The 20324-nt window shown below is 47.3% G+C and carries 21 protein-coding genes; 17 read left to right on the top strand and 4 right to left on the bottom strand.

The window, feature by feature from the left end:
• A partial coding sequence (locus ACYVF1_RS32105) for a hypothetical protein (protein WP_461086797.1) occupies positions 1-1340 on the top strand: 1340 nt, incomplete at its 5' end.
• On the top strand, positions 1312-1869 hold the full coding sequence (locus ACYVF1_RS32100) for a hypothetical protein (RefSeq protein WP_461086795.1): 558 nt from the start codon (positions 1312-1314) through the stop codon (positions 1867-1869). The genes ACYVF1_RS32105 and ACYVF1_RS32100, both read left to right, overlap by 29 nt.
• Here the strand turns inward: ACYVF1_RS32100 and ACYVF1_RS32095 are convergent.
• The gene (locus tag ACYVF1_RS32095; RefSeq protein ID WP_461086793.1) at positions 1866-2270 is read right to left on the bottom strand and encodes a hypothetical protein; all 405 of its coding nucleotides are present in this window, start codon (positions 2268-2270) and stop codon (positions 1866-1868) included. The genes ACYVF1_RS32100 and ACYVF1_RS32095 overlap by 4 nt on opposite strands.
• 34 nt (positions 2271-2304) lie before the next feature.
• Here ACYVF1_RS32095 and ACYVF1_RS32090 point away from each other — a divergent pair, with 34 nt between their 5' ends.
• From ACYVF1_RS32090 to ACYVF1_RS32050, 9 genes are all read left to right on the top strand, one after another.
• Positions 2305-2616: a hypothetical protein gene (locus tag ACYVF1_RS32090; protein ID WP_461086791.1), complete on the top strand. Its 312-nt coding sequence runs from the start codon at positions 2305-2307 to the stop codon at positions 2614-2616.
• Between the two features lie 24 nt (positions 2617-2640).
• A complete protein-coding gene (locus tag ACYVF1_RS32085) occupies positions 2641-3069 on the top strand; it encodes a hypothetical protein (protein ID WP_461086789.1) in 429 nt (142 codons plus the stop codon).
• A 166-nt stretch (positions 3070-3235) separates the two neighbouring features.
• Positions 3236-3670 carry a hypothetical protein gene (locus ACYVF1_RS32080; RefSeq protein WP_461086787.1) on the top strand — a complete coding sequence of 145 codons (435 nt, stop codon included), beginning with the start codon at positions 3236-3238 and terminating at the stop codon, positions 3668-3670.
• A gap of 19 nt (positions 3671-3689) precedes the next feature.
• Entirely contained in the window at positions 3690-4448 is a 759-nt protein-coding gene (locus ACYVF1_RS32075) for a hypothetical protein (RefSeq protein ID WP_461086785.1), read from the top strand.
• 638 nt (positions 4449-5086) lie between these two features.
• On the top strand, positions 5087-6502 hold the full coding sequence (locus tag ACYVF1_RS32070; RefSeq protein WP_461086783.1) for a hypothetical protein: 1416 nt from the start codon (positions 5087-5089) through the stop codon (positions 6500-6502).
• A 98-nt stretch (positions 6503-6600) separates the two neighbouring features.
• Complete coding sequence (locus ACYVF1_RS32065) at positions 6601-7575, top strand: hypothetical protein (protein ID WP_461086781.1); 975 nt, start codon at positions 6601-6603, stop codon at positions 7573-7575.
• Positions 7576-7688: 113 nt separating this feature from the next.
• The gene (locus ACYVF1_RS32060) at positions 7689-8144 is read left to right on the top strand and encodes a YopX family protein (RefSeq protein WP_461086779.1); all 456 of its coding nucleotides are present in this window, start codon (positions 7689-7691) and stop codon (positions 8142-8144) included.
• A gap of 71 nt (positions 8145-8215) precedes the next feature.
• Positions 8216-8818: an AAA family ATPase gene (locus tag ACYVF1_RS32055; RefSeq protein WP_461086777.1), complete on the top strand. Its 603-nt coding sequence runs from the start codon at positions 8216-8218 to the stop codon at positions 8816-8818.
• A gap of 61 nt (positions 8819-8879) precedes the next feature.
• Positions 8880-9143: a hypothetical protein gene (locus tag ACYVF1_RS32050; protein ID WP_461086775.1), complete on the top strand. Its 264-nt coding sequence runs from the start codon at positions 8880-8882 to the stop codon at positions 9141-9143.
• 828 nt (positions 9144-9971) lie between these two features.
• Here the strand turns inward: ACYVF1_RS32050 and ACYVF1_RS32045 are convergent.
• The 3 genes from ACYVF1_RS32045 to ACYVF1_RS32035 are packed head-to-tail and all read right to left on the bottom strand — an operon-like array spanning position 9972 to position 11198.
• The gene (locus ACYVF1_RS32045) at positions 9972-10643 is read right to left on the bottom strand and encodes a recombinase family protein (RefSeq protein WP_461086773.1); all 672 of its coding nucleotides are present in this window, start codon (positions 10641-10643) and stop codon (positions 9972-9974) included.
• Positions 10644-10647: 4 nt separating this feature from the next.
• Entirely contained in the window at positions 10648-10842 is a 195-nt protein-coding gene (locus tag ACYVF1_RS32040) for a hypothetical protein (protein ID WP_461086771.1), read from the bottom strand.
• A gap of 5 nt (positions 10843-10847) precedes the next feature.
• A complete protein-coding gene (locus ACYVF1_RS32035; RefSeq protein WP_461086769.1) occupies positions 10848-11198 on the bottom strand; it encodes a hypothetical protein in 351 nt (116 codons plus the stop codon).
• Positions 11199-11809: 611 nt separating this feature from the next.
• Between ACYVF1_RS32035 and ACYVF1_RS32030 the strand changes: the two genes are divergently transcribed.
• The 6 genes from ACYVF1_RS32030 to ACYVF1_RS32005 form a co-directional block, all read left to right on the top strand.
• Positions 11810-12268, top strand: coding sequence for a hypothetical protein (locus ACYVF1_RS32030; RefSeq protein WP_461086767.1), 459 nt, complete (start codon positions 11810-11812; stop codon positions 12266-12268).
• A gap of 2 nt (positions 12269-12270) precedes the next feature.
• Entirely contained in the window at positions 12271-14913 is a 2643-nt protein-coding gene (locus ACYVF1_RS32025) for a DnaB-like helicase C-terminal domain-containing protein (protein ID WP_461086765.1), read from the top strand.
• Between the two features lie 7 nt (positions 14914-14920).
• Positions 14921-16531: a hypothetical protein gene (locus ACYVF1_RS32020; RefSeq protein ID WP_461086763.1), complete on the top strand. Its 1611-nt coding sequence runs from the start codon at positions 14921-14923 to the stop codon at positions 16529-16531.
• A 507-nt stretch (positions 16532-17038) separates the two neighbouring features.
• Entirely contained in the window at positions 17039-17500 is a 462-nt protein-coding gene (locus ACYVF1_RS32015; protein ID WP_461086761.1) for a helix-turn-helix domain-containing protein, read from the top strand.
• Between the two features lie 190 nt (positions 17501-17690).
• Positions 17691-18083, top strand: coding sequence for a terminase small subunit (locus tag ACYVF1_RS32010; RefSeq protein WP_461086759.1), 393 nt, complete (start codon positions 17691-17693; stop codon positions 18081-18083).
• A 193-nt stretch (positions 18084-18276) separates the two neighbouring features.
• On the top strand, positions 18277-20324 hold a 2048-nt coding region (locus ACYVF1_RS32005), incomplete at its 3' end, for a coiled-coil domain-containing protein (protein WP_461086757.1).

Here is a 20324-nt window from a genome sequence, read left to right as displayed (position 1 = left end):
ACGGGGCGATTGTCGGGAAAGCCGCCCGCGCCATTGAGGATGCCCGTATGGAGTTCGCTAAGTCCGAAGCGAACCGGATTGCGGATCTGGCACAGGTAGAGATTCAAACCACGCTCCTGAAGAACGGGCAGACCCTTGCCGCCGAACGTGAAGCAGCCAAAGCCCGTATTGATCTGGAGGAAAAAACCCAGAAGGCCCTACTCGACATTGAGCTTAAATACAATCAGATCAGTCAGGCGGATTACGATAAACGACTGGCTTTAATCAATGAGAAAAAGATTGCTGATAATAAAGCCCTGAACGATCAGATCGCCGAACAGGACCGCGCTAACCGCGTGGCAATGATCGATGCCGAATTGCAACTAGTTCGGGATGGATCCAAGAAAGAACTTGAATTAACACTTTCGAAGCTCAAAGAAAAGCGAACCGCTGCAATTAAGGCGGCAAAAGAAGACAAAGCGGCTATTGATGCAATCAACAGAGATTTCGACGCTCAGGAGATCGCAGCCGTTAAGAAGCACTACAAAGCTGTTCAGGATCAAATCATTGATATTGCTCATTTAACATCGGATGCACTGGGGGCAATCATCGATGCCTCAACAGCTCGCCAAATCAGCGCGCTCGACCAACAGTACGAGGCTATTTTGTCCAGTGCCGCCCTGACCAATGAAGCCCGAGAGAAGTACGAGCGCGAGTACGACGATAAGAAAAAAGCCATAGAGCATGAATCTGGCGAGCGCCGGCGCAAGCTCGCCACGTTTGAAAATGCCATCAATACGGCGACAGCAGTAATTCGGGCTTTTGCTGACTTAGGACCAATCGGCGGGGCTATCGCTTCGGCGCTGATTGTGGCGAAGTCTATTGCAACTCAAGTCCAGATTGATAACGCCAAATATGAGCAGGGGGGTATTATCGACGGGCCTTCTCACAAACAGGGGGGAGTAAAAGCCCGCGTAGCAGGTCGGCGAATGATTGAGCTAGAAGGGGGCGAGGCAATTATCAATAAACGATCAACGGCACTCTTTGGGCAGCAGCTTTCCCAGATAAACGCTTATCGTGGATTCGGCAAGCCCTTCCAAAGCGTCAGGAGTCCGATGCCGAATATCAGTGCCGCTTTTGGTATTGGCCCGATCAACCCCGCCGTATTCCAGAATAAAATGGCCTATGGGGGTATCATTGCCAACACAGACACCAATGCAATAGCCGAGGCTGTAATTAAGGGACTTCAGCGGACCAACATATCTGTTGCAGTTACTGACATACGAAGGGTTGACAAAGACATGAGGGATGCTGAAGCGGGTGGCGACACTTATGGTTCTTGGGTTAACCCTCGCCGGTAATCAAAAACTTCACATTTTCGATTTAAGACACTATCTTTATAGAATGATGAAATACCTTACTGGATTATTTGAACGCGCTGAACGCGCTTATTTGGGGCTTAGAATTGAATCTATCCGCCCAGACCTAAAAGGTCAACCGTTTAACTCATTAATTCAGGCATATGTGAGCGATGCAGTAAAAGCGTTTGCCTTAGCCGAGATTGAATACTATCGACAGGATGACGAAATAAGAAGCCCGTCTAATCAGCCTGTTCTTTCGGAATTGGTTGAGCAGGCGGCAAAATACCTAGCTACTCAATCGGCGGCTCATTACTTCGTCGAGTGGCGGATAGCCAGAGCACACGCTACAATTGATGTGCACGAGTATTGCAAGAATCATCTTGTTCAAGTTGAAGAGTCCGAAAGCCAGCCTGATAGTAACCGGGTCATTGAAGAGGGCGGCCACATTATTGAAAAGCAAAATCGGTTTATTCAGGAGCTAATGGGCCTAATTAAAGGATTAACTAATCCACTAGCGAGAAGCAATTAAGGATTGCCGGAGGTCTTTTCTATCAGTTCAATCCTATATCGGCCGCTGTTTAATAGAAAACCCTCGTTCGTTTTGCTAATGCCCCACGCCCTACGCCCTGTTTGTCCGTTCTGGCTACTTTCCATAACCAGCGAGTCATTCACAACCGACCACTTAGCAGGTCGGTTTACGGCAAACGTTCCCACTTCGCCGGATAAAGTAGCTTCGCCTTTGGGCCCAAACGCATAGGTCATGCCTGTAAGTCCTGATAGCTTTTGAAAAACCTCATCATTCTCGTTTGTAGTGTCAAGTTGAATCTTTGCCGTATAGGTTTTACCCTCGAAGTCGCTAGTTGTGAAGCCCTTTTTACAGGAGATGATAAAAACCGAGATAGCCAGGAGGCAGACAGATAGCCCTTTCATAAATGCAATTGTTTAATTAGTTGACAATATACTCATGTTTGATATTTCTCAATTTGAAGCCGGAGTCTTAGTGGGAGCCGTTACTAGTGCCGCCTGCTTTTTGCTTGGTTGGTTTTTCCCTAATCCACGACTAACCAAATTCCAGGCCGAAGCCGAGGTTAATCTGGCAAGACAGGAAAAGGAAATTCTTGAAATGCAAGCCGCAATCGAAGCCAACAACAACCGCGCCCGTAAACGATTAGGGCAAAGTATCGCCGAGCGCAACCGCCACGACCTTGCCGAGAACATACGCCGGGTACGTGGAAGCGACGAGGATAATCAAATGATTAATTGCTTAATTGATTAATTATATAATTGCTTAAATTGAAGCGTGAGCAGCGATAAGGGAATATTACTAGACACATCGGAATTAAAAACCCGCCGACGGTTATACCGGGCTATTCGTGCCCTCCCCGCTGGTTTGTGGTCGGTAGAAATAAGCCTTAAAAGACCTATTGCCTCAACACTCCAGCGAGGGTACTACTGGGGTTATTTGCTGGTAGAGGTCGCAAGGCTACTCGGTATGGACCGAGAGAAGGCAGATAAGGTGCTATGCAGTTTATTCATGAGTAGCTACGTGGAGGTAGCCGGTAGGCCGCTGGTTGTGGTTGGTTCTACCGCTTCGCTCGATGGGTTTGAAGCATCCGACTTTTACGCCAAAGTCCGCGCCTGGGTGCAGCTCGAATACGGGGTAAAACTCTCCGAGCCGGATCCGATGAAGCGAAGCAACAAAAAGAAAGTAATTGAAGAAACAGCATAGGGTTGTACGTACAGTGTACGTACCAGAGTGGTGGGGTTGCGTAAAGGGCGTAACGATTTGTTACGTCCTTTCTTGTTTTTGGTTAATCATTTGAGCATTTATATAATTATATAATTGATTAAATAATCAAGATTGCTTATTATTACTAAGGATTAGACAGCTCATTATGAACGGAAAAGACCCGGACACATTCAGCAGAAGCGCCGTAGATAAATTGTCAGTACGGGAAAAGATTGAACTCCTGAAGGTCACTAAAAGCCTGGTTGTTATTGATCATTTAGAGCACTCGACGCAGTACAACCTACCTACCTTGCCGGAGCTGCAAAACGTGCTGTTCACCATGGCAAGGCAAGCGGCCGCGCTGAAAGCAAGCCGCCTTTTAGCTAACGAGATTGACCCGGACTTATCGGAAAGTCAGGTAAGCCGTATGTCATTCGAGCGGTTGCTGGAGGTGTTCGCCAGAACCGCCAACGCACACAACGTTGAATTAATCCAAACCCGGACCGCTGACCTGATCCACAGCAGCAAGTTTAAGAAACTCCTCTACGGAGCCGCTAAAGTGATCGTTGGCAACCGGCAAAAAGCAGCAGTTAATTTTTAACCACTCAAACCAAAACACTATGCCTACTACAGTAGATGTTTACAATCAGGAAAAAACCGTCAGGCTCGAATCCTACGAAATCACCCTAACCTGTGGCAAATGCCGGATCGGGCAGCTTGTTGCTGATGGAGAGCCAAACGAAGCAGGTGAAATAAAACACACGTGCGACCATTGCCACAAAGAGCAGTCTATTACCGGCGGGCCCTATCCACGCGTTGAGGTTCGAAAGGTGCCAGCCGGGGAGCGGTACCTAATCAATAAAGAAGAGGTGCCCGAGAAAGACCCTAATGAGTACAACAAACAGGAAGTCGCGCAACTGCCAGAGCTTGAGAAAATAAAGCTACTTCAGTCAACGATCAACCCGGTTATTATCGATCATTTACAGGAGACAACGATTAACGCGCTACATCATACGTTAGATCGATTATTAGCGGCAATGATTGACCTGGCTAAGCAAGCCGCCGAAATCCGCGCCATTGGCGTAGCGGAGAGCGAACTCGACGAAGTATTAAGTAAGCAATGGGTAAATCACTACGAGACTCCGCTCAGCGTCCTAACCATCCTAATGTATACCACGCGCCGACCGGAAAACATTGAGTTAATTGTCAGCCGGGGCTATCGACCGCTGTTTGACTTTGACCTACGTAAATCCCTTTACGACCTGGCCCGCGAGGTTGTGGTACATCGTAGTAAAGTAAATTTCTTGTCGACAGGTCAAGAGGCAGTTAAAAACAAGGGCGGTAGACCTAGGAAACAAACAACACTCGCAGAGGTGTAAAAGATTTTAAAATGGGTAGGGGTAGTAAGGGTGTCCAATAAAGCGGACGCCCTTTTTGTTGCCGTTGCTTTATTAGATAAAAGATTAAATATATAAATGACCTTTTATATAGCCAGATAGATATATGGCCGCTATGAAGACAAAAAGCATCAAAAAGAGGAAATGTATTGTAGTGTAATAATTTGTAATGTAGTTTTATAATGTAATCAATTGTAGTAATGGCAAAGCAACTACCTAAATCAGTACGGTTTGACTCCGACGTAGAGGAGCAATTAGAAGCGCTGTCTGTTGTTTTCGATGAACCACCTGCACGCATCATAAACCGCGCCGTAAAGTATCTATTCGAGAATAAGGAGTCCGCTATAGAATCCGAGATGGAGGCTAGAAGGAAAAGACTTCAGGATTTATCTAACAAAAAGGATATCTAACAAATCGTATTGATTTGTATTATTTGTATTGGATTGTAATTTTTTATTGTTAATTTCGCTTAACAATCTGGGAAATATAAGAGGCTCACATAGTCCCCTAATCGGGGTGCCTGGTCGAACTATTGCCTAAAAATGAGTATCCCCTCTCGCTAGTCCGTGGAAAGATGCAGCGGGAGGGGCCTTTTCAGAAACCATTTAAACTTTCATCTAATGACTTCGGACGCAAATTTCGAGGGTAAGGGGGACTTTACCAAATCCAATGAGCCAAACGGTTCAATCAATGAGCAGACGGTCATTTCAGACCCACAAACGGCAACCTCAGCCGATCAGCCAACCGAGGAAACGCCCGCAACACCTGAGCCACTCGCGCCGGACGTGCCAAACCCTAGCAAGCCAAACGCCAGCCTGGATCCTGAGCCGGGGCCTGACGGTCAGTACCTCAGCGTCAATCTGCCTAGTTTCCTTACCCGTCATTTCAAAGACACGGAAAAGTATGCAGGTTTGCAAAAAGCAATTCGGGACGTTTTCAGAGCCTACTATGACTCAACACTATCTCTCCGACGCGACGTTATGGTTGATGCCGCTTACAGAGCGCTGGAGGTATCTTTCTCTAAAGTGCTAGAGTGGGGAGCCGTAAAAACGTTGGGGGCATTGCCGGACAAACCTGTAACTGTGCCGGCGGACATTGAAGAGAACGCTTTTCAGTTCGAAGCCTACGACGTGTATATGAACAATCCGTACAACTATACGGATGTTACCCTGCTTCAGGAGTGGATCAAGAAACTTCAGGATATGTCGCTGTTGATGACTAAAACAATCAACACCTACCAGCGTCAGGATAGCCTACAGGAGCGGCTTATTAAGGAACTTCAGGAGTCGGCAGCCATCAAAGATACCCTGCTCAACCGTCAGGAGAGAGTCATTAAAAAGCTGGAGGAGCATTCGGGCCACATCAACATTCCAACCCGCAGCGGGGAAGATCGGGTAGTGCCAAACCCAAAAGGAGAGAACCTCATCACGTACTACCTCAGCACCACCGCCATACGTGGCCGCTCGGAGTTTGATGTTGTAGTAGATGCTTTGCAGGATGCCCGCGATACCAAACTAAAGGAGGTCCTTCGGAAGATCGTTAACGACGAAACCGACGAGGCCGCCTGTGATTTTGAAGATTACAACACGCTTAAAAGGAAGTTAGATTTTCTTTCGGGCTATGCCTGTGAGTTGAGCGATACCAACTATCAGGCGTACCTACGCCAGAAAGATGCCGACTGGTACGCTGGTTGGTATACAAGGGCTTTTGAAGGGAACTTAGACAAGCAGAACAAATTCATGGATGCCTACTCGGTGCGTTTCAGTGGTGAAGAGGAGTCCGACGAGTTGAGCGAAACCGAAGAGCCTGAAGAGTCCGAACCAACGGTGGAAGCCGAACCTGAACCGATCTGGTTGCAGGGGATAGCGGATGATATTGACCGCGATTTGATGCTTCAGTTCAAGAAAATAACTCTTCAGAAGCGCCCCGACATTACGCCGGAGAAGTTGGAAGCGGTTTTACTGGATATGCGTAGGAGTGTCATCAAAGACCTGCCAGCCGAAGAGTCAACCCCGCAGGAGCCAACCAATGAATAACCACCCTTACACCTGCCCGCGCCCGCCTTAGCAATAGCGTCGTTTCTAGCTACACTATTCTTCACTCAATAACTCTCACAACTCAAACTTTCAACACAGTGGAAACATCAATTAAAGTTATCAACGATCCTGTACTAGGCCCGTCGGTTTACGGCCGGCAGCTTTATAAACTTATTACTGAACCCCGCGCCGTTCGCGATACATTTACCGATCGATTCCGTCACAATCAAAAAAAGCTGGGACTCATTGAGGGGAAAGACTTTTATGAAACCGGCTCGGTGATTCCAGAAGTACATCCTGTTAAGCTCTTCATGGATTTTGTCATAACGGTAGATGCCGCGATTCGAATTGCCCGTATCCAGACAAAAAACCGGGGCAAGGCTGTCGTTGACTATCTAACGGACTATCAGCAAAACCCAGAAATAGCAACGCACCCGCCAATTACGCCCCCTGCCAGTACACAGGAAAGTTTGTTTGCAAACCTGACTAGCGGCTATCGCTTCGCTGACCGACCAACACAGATGCCAGAAACGCCCCTAGAATCAACGATTAACGAAACACCTGGACAGCGGGCACTCCGTGAAGCGCAGGCTATGATTGACGAAGAAAACCGCCAAAAGGCTGAAGAAGAGGAACGCCAACGGCAGGCCAAACAGCAGGAGCCAGAACCAGCCCCTCAGCCTACCGAATCCCTGCCAACATTCGAGGCCCGTTTGTCACTGGCCGAGCAGCGGGTTAATACCCTGCTAGGATTCTTTACCCAGACTTATCAGGCACTCACTGAACTTGCGCCAATCGAGCCAGAAGCCAATACAGAAGAACCGGCCGTGATGACGGTACGGGGTAAACTGATCCGGTTAGTAAATAGCTACGCAGCGGCCGAGCGCCGAAGTGAGCACGAAACCTGGAAATACCTTTACGGACAGTTCGATTTGCGTTATGAGTTCAATGTGTACGCTCACGCGCCGGGGAAGGGCGAACGGAATTACCTGAGCATCATTGAGAAGTACGGGCAGCTAGACAACCTCTACCACCTAGCCAAGAAGTTATTTGTATTGCCAGAGTTGAAGTAGTGGGAGGTTGAGCAATCCGGTTCCTTTGCAATTCTTAGGGGTTGTAGTTGGAGCCGGATTTTATATAATTACTTATTTAATCAATTGCTCAATTATATATTCCAGTGTATAAAATGCCAGCAAACCGACCTTTTGAGTTTCGCGCCTACCATATGCCGAGTGGCACCCTGTTTTACGTCGATTCCTTTACTCGGGAGCGAGTTTCGCCATTAGGAGCAACAAATACCTACCCATGCGCCGAATGCATTCTTATGCAATTTACGGGCCTCTACGACTGTATAGGCAAAAAGGTATTTGAGGGAGATATTTTGTATAGTTTCTTTCCTGCTCACGGTGTAGAGCCAGCCCGCGAATATTGGCGGCTTGTGTCATTTCAGGCAGGCGGCTTCTGTGAACTGGCTAGCGCCAACGATACCGCCAACAACATAGAGACAATGTGGCTGCATGAATACCGCGCAGCGCACAACGGCGGTTTTTTAGAGGATAGGGTAGTCGATTGTTACTACCTAAAAACTTACCTGCTTGGCCTCAACACGGAGCTTGCCCAAGTGCCTGAATCATTTGATTAATTATATAATTGATGATTTATATAAATGCTCATTTAAGTAGATAATCAAACCCTTACCCTATATTGTCCATTATGAAGGTAATCACTATCGCTCACCAAAAGGGCGGGGTTGGTAAAACTACCCTGGCTATCAATCTGGCTTATGCCTTCGCTGAAGGTTCAAAGGTTGCTATCGTTGATGCCGATTTGCAAGGATCCGTTTCGGACCTTTCCGACTTTCTGACCGGCATTGACATTGTGCCGCTGGATAGGTTGTTATCTGCGGGCCTCGCCGGGTATGATTTAGTGATCGTAGACACCCCGCCGTATTTGTCCAATCGCCTGAGCGAACTATTCGCAGTCTCTAATTACGTGCTTGTGCCTACGAAAGCGGGCATACTGGATGCAATGGCTATTCGGGCAACGATCAACCTGCTACGCCAAAGTATGGAGCTTAAGCCGGCACTAAAGGCAGGCATTGTGCTCAATATGGTACTACCCCGAACGAGCCTGAACGATGAGGTAAAAGACATACTTACCGAGTATGGTATTTATCTGCATCCTACGGCGATTTCGCAGCGCGTCAGCTACACCCGCTCGCCCATGACTAACGGGGTATTTGGTGGAGAGGATCAGCGGGCTAAAGATGAAGTAATTGAGCTGGCCAGCGAAATCATTAACCGACTATCTGAATAATCATTTTGTGGTTTCTGTTGCCAATTAATCGCAATAGAGCCACATAACCCTCCCCCTACCTATGGCAAAGGAATATAAGAACTCACTTAAGGAGTTAAGTAATAAGCTCAAATCAGAGCCAATCAAAACACCCATTCAGGAGGTGCGTCCGGTTGAGGAAAAGCCAAAGGATCCGAAGCCTGCCAAAAGCGAGTATCACCTTAATATCTGGATGCCTGACAGCCTGGGCAACCGTCTGAAGATTCACGCGGTCAACAGTAAAAAGTCAATTAAGCAGCTCACCATTGAAGCACTGGAGCAGTACCTGAACAGTAACGCGGACTAAGAAAGTTGTCTTAGTTATTTAGACAATTGTCCTTATCCAGAGGGAAGGCTGGGCGTGGCTGGCTGGTTGAAGGTGGAGACTAACAGCGGAAAGCGTATATAATTATATAATCAATCATAACGCTTGTTAGTTCTGTTAGCTATATATTTATATAATTAATCATTTATATAAATACTTAATGAGCACGCTTCAGTATACCTCCATTCCCGATACATCAGACCGCAACTACTGGCAAGCAAAAGGATTTGACACAAAGACAAAGACCAGCACGTTTGTTCCCAGAGACAAGGAATTGCATCGGAGCTTACTGGAGAAAGAGTGGAAGCACATTCAGGCCCGCAACCGTCGGAAAACCTGGGAGACTACAGTTAAATCTAAGCGAAGGATTTAGCATCGGATGTACAACAACTTATGTACTACTTTTATAGTACATCTGTGTAAGCAACATTGATTACATCAGGCAACTAGTCGGGAGTTTTACTACCAGTCGTGTACGCAAAGTTCCGTACACAGGTAGTGCAATATCTTTAAAGCTATCGCGCGGGTATAATGCCGCCAAAACCGGCATTTAAAACCCCCATTTTTAGGGTATTTAAATTCATAAAGGGATTTAGAAACCCTTTTTAAAGTGGCTCATTTTGTAGGTCGTTTGTAGCTACACCAACCTCACCGAAATCGGTTAGTTTATATTTTCCAGCATATAAATAGAGGTGCAATAATAGCCCGCTACTGTGGCCACTACTGCACCTCTACTACTTTTATCGTATACCCTCTACTACCTAAGAACGGTTTAGGTCGTGGCTCATATTTTCCAGTGTATAGGATTTACTATACAAGGGCTTTTTGCTGAAGTAGCCGCATTACCTGAGTAGCCTGGAACTCGCAGCCCCTAGCGGTTTTAAATCCCGATCCGTTGAGGTGGGTAGCTATCTGGCTGTAGTTGCTGCCTGCCTTGTGCATCATTTCGGCTACTGACTTAGCCCGCCGGTTGTTCTCATTGTCGGCCGCCAACTCTTTATTCAACCTGACACCGAGCACCGACGCTGCCGCCTTTTTCTCATTTGGTCCGCTGGCTCTCCATTCGCCCAGGCGCTTACGTCGTGCCTCTAATGCCTGACGCGTTCGAATGCTTATCAATTCCCGTTCCCGATCAGCGATAGCCATAAATAGCGTGAGGGTGAACTTATCCAGATTCGGAATGTCGCAGGACTCTAACCGCTCGTTTAAATCCCGATAGATACTAAGTGCCTGCTCCGTATTGCGGCTCAGACGGTCGATCTTGGCCACCACCAGCGTAGCGCCCTCTTTCTTACATAGGGCTATTGCTTTCTGAAGCTCTGGCCTCTTGTGAATAGTCTTACCAGATCGAACGTCTGTAAACTCGGCTATTATCTCTCTGCCTGTATAGTAGTGCTCAATGTAGGAGCGTTGAGCTTCCAGTCCTAAACCGGACTCCCCTTGCTTTTTAGTCGATACCCGGAAATAAAGAACGTATTTCATGGTTTTAATAGTCAATTTTGAGGTGGTCGGCAATAGCGCGAATGATCTCTTGATTGTCTTGCGCCGTAAACCCTGTCCTGTTAGCTGACCAGCGCACCTCATTTATTCGACGGTGCAAAAAGACCTGATAGCCAATTATGAAAAACAGCAGGAGAACAATAAACTGATTGCTAGTCATGAATGCGTAAATCTTTTTCATAGTGGTCATAACTGATTGATACTGCTAAGAATTTCTTTAAACTCATTAGGCGGCATACTTCGCCATACTGGAGTATGAGCGCCGTATTTGCCCCAAGTGAACGTAACCAGGTCGTAGGATTCGCCGTAGGGCTGAGGCCGCTGTTCTTCGGAGTAGTGCTCCACAAACATCAACCGTTTAGGATCCAGCCCGAACCGCTTCACTACTTCAGTGGCTATAGTCTCGGCCGCGTTGGTCACACTCATACCCTCGCCGGTTTCACTCACTACGACTAATTGAATCTCCGGGTATAGCGTGATGTCGCACGAACTAGGGTAGCCGTTGGGAGCCTTGAAGTTGAGTCGGTGCAGTTCCATTAGAATCGACCTTTTACAAGCTGACCATTAATATAGACCTCCACCTCTGCACCCCGCATAGGCAGTGTGTGTAGTATGTTTCCCCATCGGTAAGCATCCTCAACGCTTGCCGCTTCGATTGGCAATGTTTCAGACTCTTCAGTAATAACCTCGCCCGTTATTGGGTTCTTACCTGCCTTGCGGACTATCTGAACTGAATACGTTTCCATGTGCCTAAAATGCTATTGTTATTATACTAAATACCCCCTATTTTACAACTCCATAACGAGCGTTATGATATTGTAAAGTTAAGTTAATGCATTTAGCATTACAAATATTTCGATAAAATATACTGCTAAACACATTACAATTTACTAACTTTAGCAAACCATCAAAAAATAGGCTAATGGCTAAAGAATCAGTGCTTTTACAGGTTAGGATGAGTCCCAAGCTAAAGCAGCAATTTGAGGAGATATGTCAAGAGCGCGAGATTAGTCTATCAGACGCAACCCGCGATTTAATTGCCAATTTGGTAAGAAACCACAAGCGACAGGGCAAGCCAGAGCCAACAAAGGCGGCATAAGAGTCTGATTATCAACACTGTCCCTTTTCTGGACTTCGCAAAAAAAACTATGCGCGGACTAGTCACCGACATAAAGCAACTCCGAAGGCGAAAAATAGCCGAGCCAGTAGCCGAAGTCATTAATCCTGACATCGATCTAATCGAGGTTAGCCAGGTAGCTACCCCGCGACTGTCGGCAATGGATTCGGCATTAGAGCGGATGAAGTTAAAGAATCCGGCACTGTCCAGGCTCATTAGTACGCTTGATCTGGAACCGACCGGACTCGAAACCCCTCCAGGCTATGCCAGAGTTTGGGAACTGGCAGGACAGGCGCTTAGCACAAACACCATCTACACACGCGGGCAGGTTATCGCCCGAATCCAAAACAATACCGGCATTAGTCAGGACCGGGCCGAACGGGGCTTTGCAATGATGCTGGAGAGTAAGGCTATCGAATCGACGATTGACGCAATTACAGGAACCTACACTAATGAACAATTTTACCTCGGCGGCTCAACGCCGTTTTGATTATGCAGACTGAAGCACTAACCCTTTTACGTTACGGATTACAGCCACTTGCGGTCAGTGAAAAGAAAATACCTCTACTAAAGTGGAGCCAGTACCAAAAAGAGTTTCTTACCGAAGCGGGACTAATAGAGATGTTTTCTCAAATAACCGTACCCGTTAATTCAATTGGCATAATAACCGGAGCGGTATCGGGATACCTGGAGGTAATAGACGTTGACACCAAGTACGACCTTCGGGGGAATCTATACACTGAGTTTTTGAGCCTGATTAAAGACAACTTGCCTGAAGTAGCGTCTAGTCTGGTTATCGGGCAAACACGGAGCGGGGGCTATCACTTGTATTATCGATGTCCTGATCTGATTCAACTGCCAAAATTACCCGGTAATACCAAGCTGGCCAATCGGGAAGCTACAGCCGAGGAAAAAGCCGCAAGCAATGAGAAACTATTGGTGTTGATTGAGACCAGGGGAGAGGGCGGCTATGTCGTAGCACCACCAACGGCGGGTTATACAATCATTCAGGGCGACCTATCGGCAATCCCTGTTATTGATCTGGAGAGCCGAAACTACCTGATTGCTATTGCGCGAAGTCTTACCGAATACATTGAACCGGAAACCCGGCGGGAATCACAAAAAGAGTACGGGCAATCGAGCAATGACGAAAGCAATCCTTTTGTCGACTACAACCAGCGCGGGGATGTTGTAGCGTTGCTGGAAAAACACGGATGGACCTTTGTAAAGACAGAGGGACAAAAGGTGCACTTTAAACGACCGGGGCAATCAGACGCAAAAACATCGGGCAACTTTCACGAAGGACACCGAACGTTCTTTGTCTGGAGTTCATCAACTGAGTTTCCGGAGCAGAAAGGTATTTCACCCGCTAGTGTTTACGTTCAACTAGAATGCAACGGCGACACAAAGGAAGCCCGCAGGCGGCTACTGGCAGACGGGTACGGCAAACCAGGCAACTACAAGAAAAAGACGAATGAGCGGGTACGTGTAGATAGTATTCGCGTTGAGTCGAGCAATGCTGACGGTGAGCAGTCCGACCTTTCCGAAGAGGGCTATCTAAATGAGGAAACCGTTAAGGAGGCAAACGCGGATGCAGCTTACATCTACTACACGGCCGAGCAAGCCACTACTGAAGTAATAGCCGCGCTGGACCTATTGGAGCGGTCCTCAACGGCTAAAATCTACCTAATCGAATTATCGGACCTCAACAATAGGGCAAGCGTAGTCCAAAAGCTAAGAGCGTATGAGTTTCGGGCGTACGACATTATGCGTCGGTACGATGAAGCGGGCGGACTGGATATTGATATAGTTGATGAGGATCGATTACTAAAGGAATTTGTCACCGTAGGGCTATCCATCGAAAGCCCGCTAGAGCGCGGGTTTTATGAAGACCTGATACTAAGGTTTAGCGAAACCAACCAGCTACCTATTACCAAACAGACGCTTGTTGATACGCTGGACAAAATCCACTACGATACGCAAAAGGCGCAGCAGCGCGAAGCTATCACTAACCTGCTCAAAGAGGCCGGGGAGTTGAATAAGGTAGGGGAAATGAAAAAAGCCCTCTCCGAGCTACAGGAGCAGTCCAAAAAGATTAGTGCCATTACCAGTAAAGAGACGTTTCGGGCGCTGGTAACGCCGGTTAGTGAGTCTGATATTGCTGCACAACTAAAGAGTAGGCCCGCTGATATATTAACCGGATACTATTTAGGTGAGCCAGAGTCTAACAAAGAGACACCTGAAGAGAAAGCCGAGCGGGAAATAAGACTACCAGCCGGAGCAATATCAATCATTGCGGGCGCTACTAGTCACGGCAAAACAGCCTTTCTTTTAAACTTCGCTGTTAATGCCGCCACCAATGACCTTACTAAAAACTACTACGTATTAGGGTTTGAGGAAAGCGGGGCTGATATGACCATTCGGGCAATGAACGCTTATATCAATACCGACTTTGGGCGAAATAACCGGCGAATTATTGCTTCGCACTATCGAAACGACAATAGCTATTTCAGAGGCAACACTTATAAAAACTTTGCCGAAAAAAAGCAGGAGTTTTTCTCTAGCCTGATTGAAGGAGGGCGGCTTAGTATTCAGTCCGTTGATTACGATTCAGACACATTAATGGACGCTATCCGGTACCTTCATAACGAAGGGAACGCGGGCGGGGTGTTTATTGACTATATGCAACTACTCCGCAAGGAAAGCTGGAAGCAGAGCAGACAGGAAGAGCTTAAACGTATCTGTATGGACTTGAAAGATGTCGCAAAAGATACGGGCCTGCCTATTGTTTTGGCAGCTCAATTTAACCGAACGGTCATTAATGCCGCTAAGATGCACCCGACCAATATAGGCGAAGCTGGAGACATTGAACGGGTCGCAAACGTCATATTAGGGCTTTGGAACAACGATAAGCGTTCACTGTGCAGTGATGACGATACAAAAGAGCTAAACGAGCGAATGAACTACAGGGCAACGCCGGGACTGGTTTACGTCGATTTGCTTAAGAACCGGGGCGGTCGACCTCAACTTGACGGGATGCTCAACTTTAACGGGAACACCGGCGTACTAAGCAATTACGAAAGGCCCAACTTCAGTATGTCTAACCAAACCGACTCGCTAACCCATTTAATCTAACACCCACATGGAACCATTCAAACAACCCAACAGCATAACGATCACTCTAACGGATCCGAAAACCGGCGAAGAGTTCAAATGTGAATCAGCCCCGCCCGAGGAGATTGAGACGTTGAAGTTAAGCTACAAGATGAGCCCTAAAGAGTTAGTCTTATCATTTATGTGGCTGGTAAAATCCAGGGCGTGGCTCAAAGAAGAGTACCCTGGCATTGATGCCGAGGTTGATCGTATACTGCCGATTGTTGATTATTTGGTCGCTGAGATTCAGGTTTATTGTGATGGATATAAAGACGACGGTAAGCCAATCCTACAATTTAGAATAGCGGGGCGGGTAGGCGTGAATAGTTCAATCTATAAAAACCCAGTCACTAAAGAGGATATACAGTTAACTGAGTTCAGCGAAGAGTTCATAGCCTCCACGCTGCAAGCCCTCTATGAAACAGAGGTGCTCTTGATTGCGATGAGTTTTTATGTCTATATCAACCGGGACGAACTCAATAGGCGCTTTGCCGATGGCAATTGTGAGGGTAGCCAGAACGAGCCAATCGTTGATGGTCGGGCGGCAATACTTCCACTACCGGAACAGGGGCGGCATACTCAAATAGGGCTACATTTATTGTCTCAATTTTTCGGTGAATCACAGTCAGCATATACCGCCGAGGAAATTAAAAAAGCGTGGGAGGAAAAGACCGGCGTTGTTATTGAAAACCCGGTACCATTCATCGGTGTAAGGCTCACTGACATACAACACAGGGTTATGGATGGAATACTATCTGCCCTTACACACACCAACTACAAAGGCAATTTGCCTGCAATCGCAAAGTCTGAGCTAGTAGAAAAATTCGATAAGGTAGACAAAGAATCCGATTTGCCTAACTTCTACAAGTACGTGCAAGAGATACCAAAACTTAAAATTGGACGTAGGGAGTTAGTACGGCTGGCCGGCATGAATGACGAGTCACAAACACATATGGAGCGAACTGTTCAGGCGTTAGGATACTTGGCTACTACACAGTTTTGCTTCTACTATACCCGACTCGCGAAGGATGCTAATGGAAAGCCAGAGCGGGACGCAAAAACTGGAGACTGGAAAAAAGAGCACGTTTATGCCGTTGATTCGCTTTTTAAGATTCAGATTGTCAATGATGATAATCAGAACTTCAAACACTACGAAATAACGCCCGCTGCAATATTTCTTGACCAGCAATCAAGCTATTACTTATTGGTGCCTTTTGGTTGGCGTGAGGAGGTAAAAGCTAAGATTGGCGAAAAGAAAATATCATCCTACCTCTTCCTGTTTATCATTTACCTACAGTACCAGTTTGAGCAAAAACGCCGAAAGAATAGCCGAGTGGGGGCGAAGCAAAAAGAGAAGTACGAAATAAAATGCAACTGGCAGACAATCGCTAAGGAAATCAAAATGCCCGAATCTGTTTGGCGTGGAAAGAAGGCCAGAGCGATCACCTTGATTGACAACGCTTATTGGGCCGCAAAAGAACTCGGTTATCTGATCAGCTACAAGCGCGAGGGGGAGGTTGATAAACTAGTCTTAAACCCTGCCAAATATCCAGCTCACAAGACCGAAGCAGACCTGTTTTCGGGGGTAGATTTGGTGTAGTCAATTTGTCGAACTCTGGGTGTAGTCAATTTGTCGAAGCTGAAACCCTGTAAGTGTAGTCAATTTGTCGAAAAAGTGTAGTCAATTTGTCGGGCTACTGTAGTCAATTTGTCGAAAAAGTGTAGTCAATTTGTCGAAAAATCAGTGGTTAACTTTCTGATTATCAGCAGGCATTTTTCCGTATATTTTTCAATATTCTTCAAGAATATTCAACGGACTGGCCCTTCTGCCTTAGGGCTCAGGGCCAGTCAAAAAAAGGTAAAAAGAAAAACAGCGCGCCGGTCGTCGCAATTACAGGCGAATTACAGGCACCGCGTGATATTTCCTCGCTCTATACGTGCGCGAAGTGCTGAGAGTTTTTCTTACCCGTAAAAACGCGCGTTTGCAGTCGATTGAAGTTTTAAGACTCCAGTATAGAAAACTGCCCGCCTATAGCGTCTGACCTTTTTTGCCACAGTCACCCGCGCGCGTCATAGAGCCTCATCGGAATAATGCGTATCTTTAGGTATGGCAACAGTCCACCACCGCCCGACTTATTACGACGCTGACTTTCACGTTAGCCAGGGCTACCGATTAGCCTTGCTAGGATTCACTGTCAAGAAGCTGGCCTTAGCGTTCGACGTTTCCCACCAAACCATTAAGAACTGGTTTAAACGTTACCCCGACTTTTACAGCGCTGTAAATCGCGGACGCGTTCAGGCTGACGCTCAGGTAGCCGAAGCCCTGTATAAACGTGCTACGGGCTTTGAAGTGGACACAGTAGAGGTTTTTGTTATTAAAACCAGTAAGACCGAGCAGCAGGTTAAACTAGTCGATACAAAAACCTACTACCCGCCTGATCCCAAAGCCGCCCTGCATTGGTTAAAGAACCGTCAGCCTGCAAACTGGAGGGATAAGCAGGTTGTTGGCGTAACCGGCGAGATACACCTGACCATGAACCTGGACAGTGAACAACCCGCAACCGTGTAGCCAGGTCAAAAAACCTTACAAAACCTTACCTTTTTTCCGAAAAACCCTACCAAACCCTACTTTTTTGAGGCAAATAGACAAGTTTGCAGGTTTTTACAGGTATATTTATAATAGTTATTAAGTTACTTAATCCTTACAAAACCTTACATTTTTAGCCGCGAAGCATTTACTTTCCCATATCACGCACGAAATGGCTTTTTCAAAAGGAAATCAACTATGGTCGTTACGGCGGCACTCCGGACGAAAGGCGAAGTTTCAGACCGCCGAGGAGTTACTGAGTGCCGCTGAATCTTATTTCGAGTGGTGTGATGCTAACCCGCTGACTAAAGTCGATTTCAGGGGCAACCCCGTTGCAAAGGTTGTTCTGCGAGTGCCGCGCCCGTATACCTTTTCGGGGCTGTGCGTTTATCTGGACCTCAACTCAACGTATTGGCGGCAAATGAGAGCAGCAAAGGCAGGCAGCGAATCGTTTGCCCAGGTTATTGATCGAATCGAATCAATCATCTGGGTTCAGAAATTTGAAGGTGCCGCCGTTGGTTTGTTCAATGCCAACATCATCAGTCGATCCCTGAAAGTTGAATAATACCGGGATTGTAAAAACCGCCACAAGTAGCGAATGCAGCGAGAATACAGTGAGAAAGTGGCATTTCTGCCATAATCCGAAAATAGGACTATCTATAGGCGGTGCAGATTTCCCTATACCTTTCCCACTTCAATGTATACACGCGTCGGTGGTGTGTAGTAAGTTGCAATAGACGCAACTCACAACCCATACTATGGCAAATGAAGCAGCGAATGAAGTTGTCATTCAGATTAAAGTAACAGAAGAAGAGGTTAAAGAAAAGATCGATGCCGCCAAAGCGTCGTTGAAACTACTTCGCAAAGAGCGAAACGACCTCGACAAAGAACTCAAGGCGGGGAAGATTACTCAGGAAGAGTATAACAAATCCCTCGCTGCCATTAACGGGCACATCACAAAGGCGAACGCTGCTATCAAACAGGGGCAGCAAACCCTGAAGGAATACGCTGAGGTCACAGAAGCGGCCGAGCATAGTCTGTCTCAGATGCGAGAACAGTTACCGCTGCTAAACGCTCAGCTATCGGTTCACAACGCAACCACTAAAACCATATCCGAGCGGATTACGGAGCTAAACGCCGAACTGAAGGTTGAGAATGCGATGTTTATCGCCAATGCCTCCAGTGCTAAAAAACTCAAAGAGGTGCTATCTGAGTTAGATGATGCCTGGGAGGGGCTGAATGCCGCGCAGCGTGCCGATCCGAACGTAGGCGGGCGAATCAATACCCTGACCAAATCAATAGAGCAGCAGCTGGAAACCATCGAGGGTTCACGTAAGGGCCTAAAGGAATACATTCGGGATATTGATGTACTAGGCTTTAACGTTGGTGGTACTATCGACTCGTTTAAGTCAGCCTCCCAAGGCGTGGGTGTGTTCACAAAAGCCGTCGGCATGGGTCGTGCCGCGCTGTTGCTATTAACGGCTGTTCCTATTGTTGCGTTCGCAACGCTTATATATGCCTTCCTGACCAAAAGTCAAAAGGGAATAGACTTTCTTGCCCAGGCAACCAGCGGGATTACCAATGTTTTTAATGTGCTATTCCAAAAAGTTGCCGATGTAGGTGAAGCGCTTTTTAATGCGTTCGATAATCCCAAGCAGGCTTTAATCGACGTAGGCAGGTTTATTGAGCAAAACCTCATCAATCGATTCAAAGCCCTGAAAATAATTATGGACGGGGTGAGGAACTGGGACACTACCAAGATCGGCGACGGGTTGGCTCAGGTAACTACCGGGGTGGAGGGTGTAGTGAGTGGAATGAAGAAAGCCTACAACGCCGGGGCGGACCTGGCTAAAATGGCACAGGACATTGAGCGGGCCGAAATCTCCCTTCAGACCGCCCGCGCCCGTAGTGAGAAGCAGATTGAGCGTCAGAAGCAGATAGCGGAGGACACGACAAAAACGACAGCCGCCCGCGAAAAAGCCGCCCGCGCTGCTTTTGCTGAGAGTCAAAAAATTCAGAACCTGGAGCAGAACCTACAGCGTAAACGCATTGCGCTGGCTCAGGCTGAACTAGCGGCCAATAAGGACAAACGGGACTATCAGAAAAAAGTAGCTGAAGAGCAGGCTAAATTCGACGAAGTAGAAGCGCAGCGGGTCGGTCAACGTACCGAACTGCAAAACCAGCTCAATAGTATTGTTGCCGAAGGTAAGGCTAAGGCGCTGGAGGAAGCTAAGAAAGTAGCCCAGGCCGAAGTTGATGCCGCTGAATCTGCTTTGATAATGGCTCAGCGCAAGGGAGAGGAAACAATCTCAATTGAAAATGAAATCTACAAACGTCAGATTGAGCTAATCAAGAAACGGGCCGAGGCTGAAAAGGTAGCCGTCGAAGCCGGTACCGGGGCCGCTGCCGCCCGTAAACGGATTCAGGATAAAGCCGACGCTGAGATTCAGCAAACCGCCCTCGACCACGCCCGTAAGCTGGCAGATATCGGCTACAGTGAGCGGGCACGTGAGATCGAGAGCGCCCTGGCACTGGCCCGCAAGAGTTCAGCCGAGGAGCTGAACCTACGGATTCAATTGATCGAGGCCGAACGTAACAAGCAGCAGCAGGCACTAAAGGCCCGCGAACAGCAGCTTAAAGAAAATCTAAAAAAAGGGATACTAACTCAAAAGGAATACCGCGAAGCAGCCGCACAGCTTGAAATTGAAAACGGGGCGATTGTCGGGAAAGCCGCCCGCGCCATTGAGGATGCCCGTATGGAGTTCGCTAAGTCCGAAGCGAACCGGATTGCGGATCTGGCACAGGT

The sequence above is a fragment of the Spirosoma flavus genome, from assembly GCF_054778555.1.
This window is presented reverse-complemented; position numbering and strand designations above follow the sequence as displayed.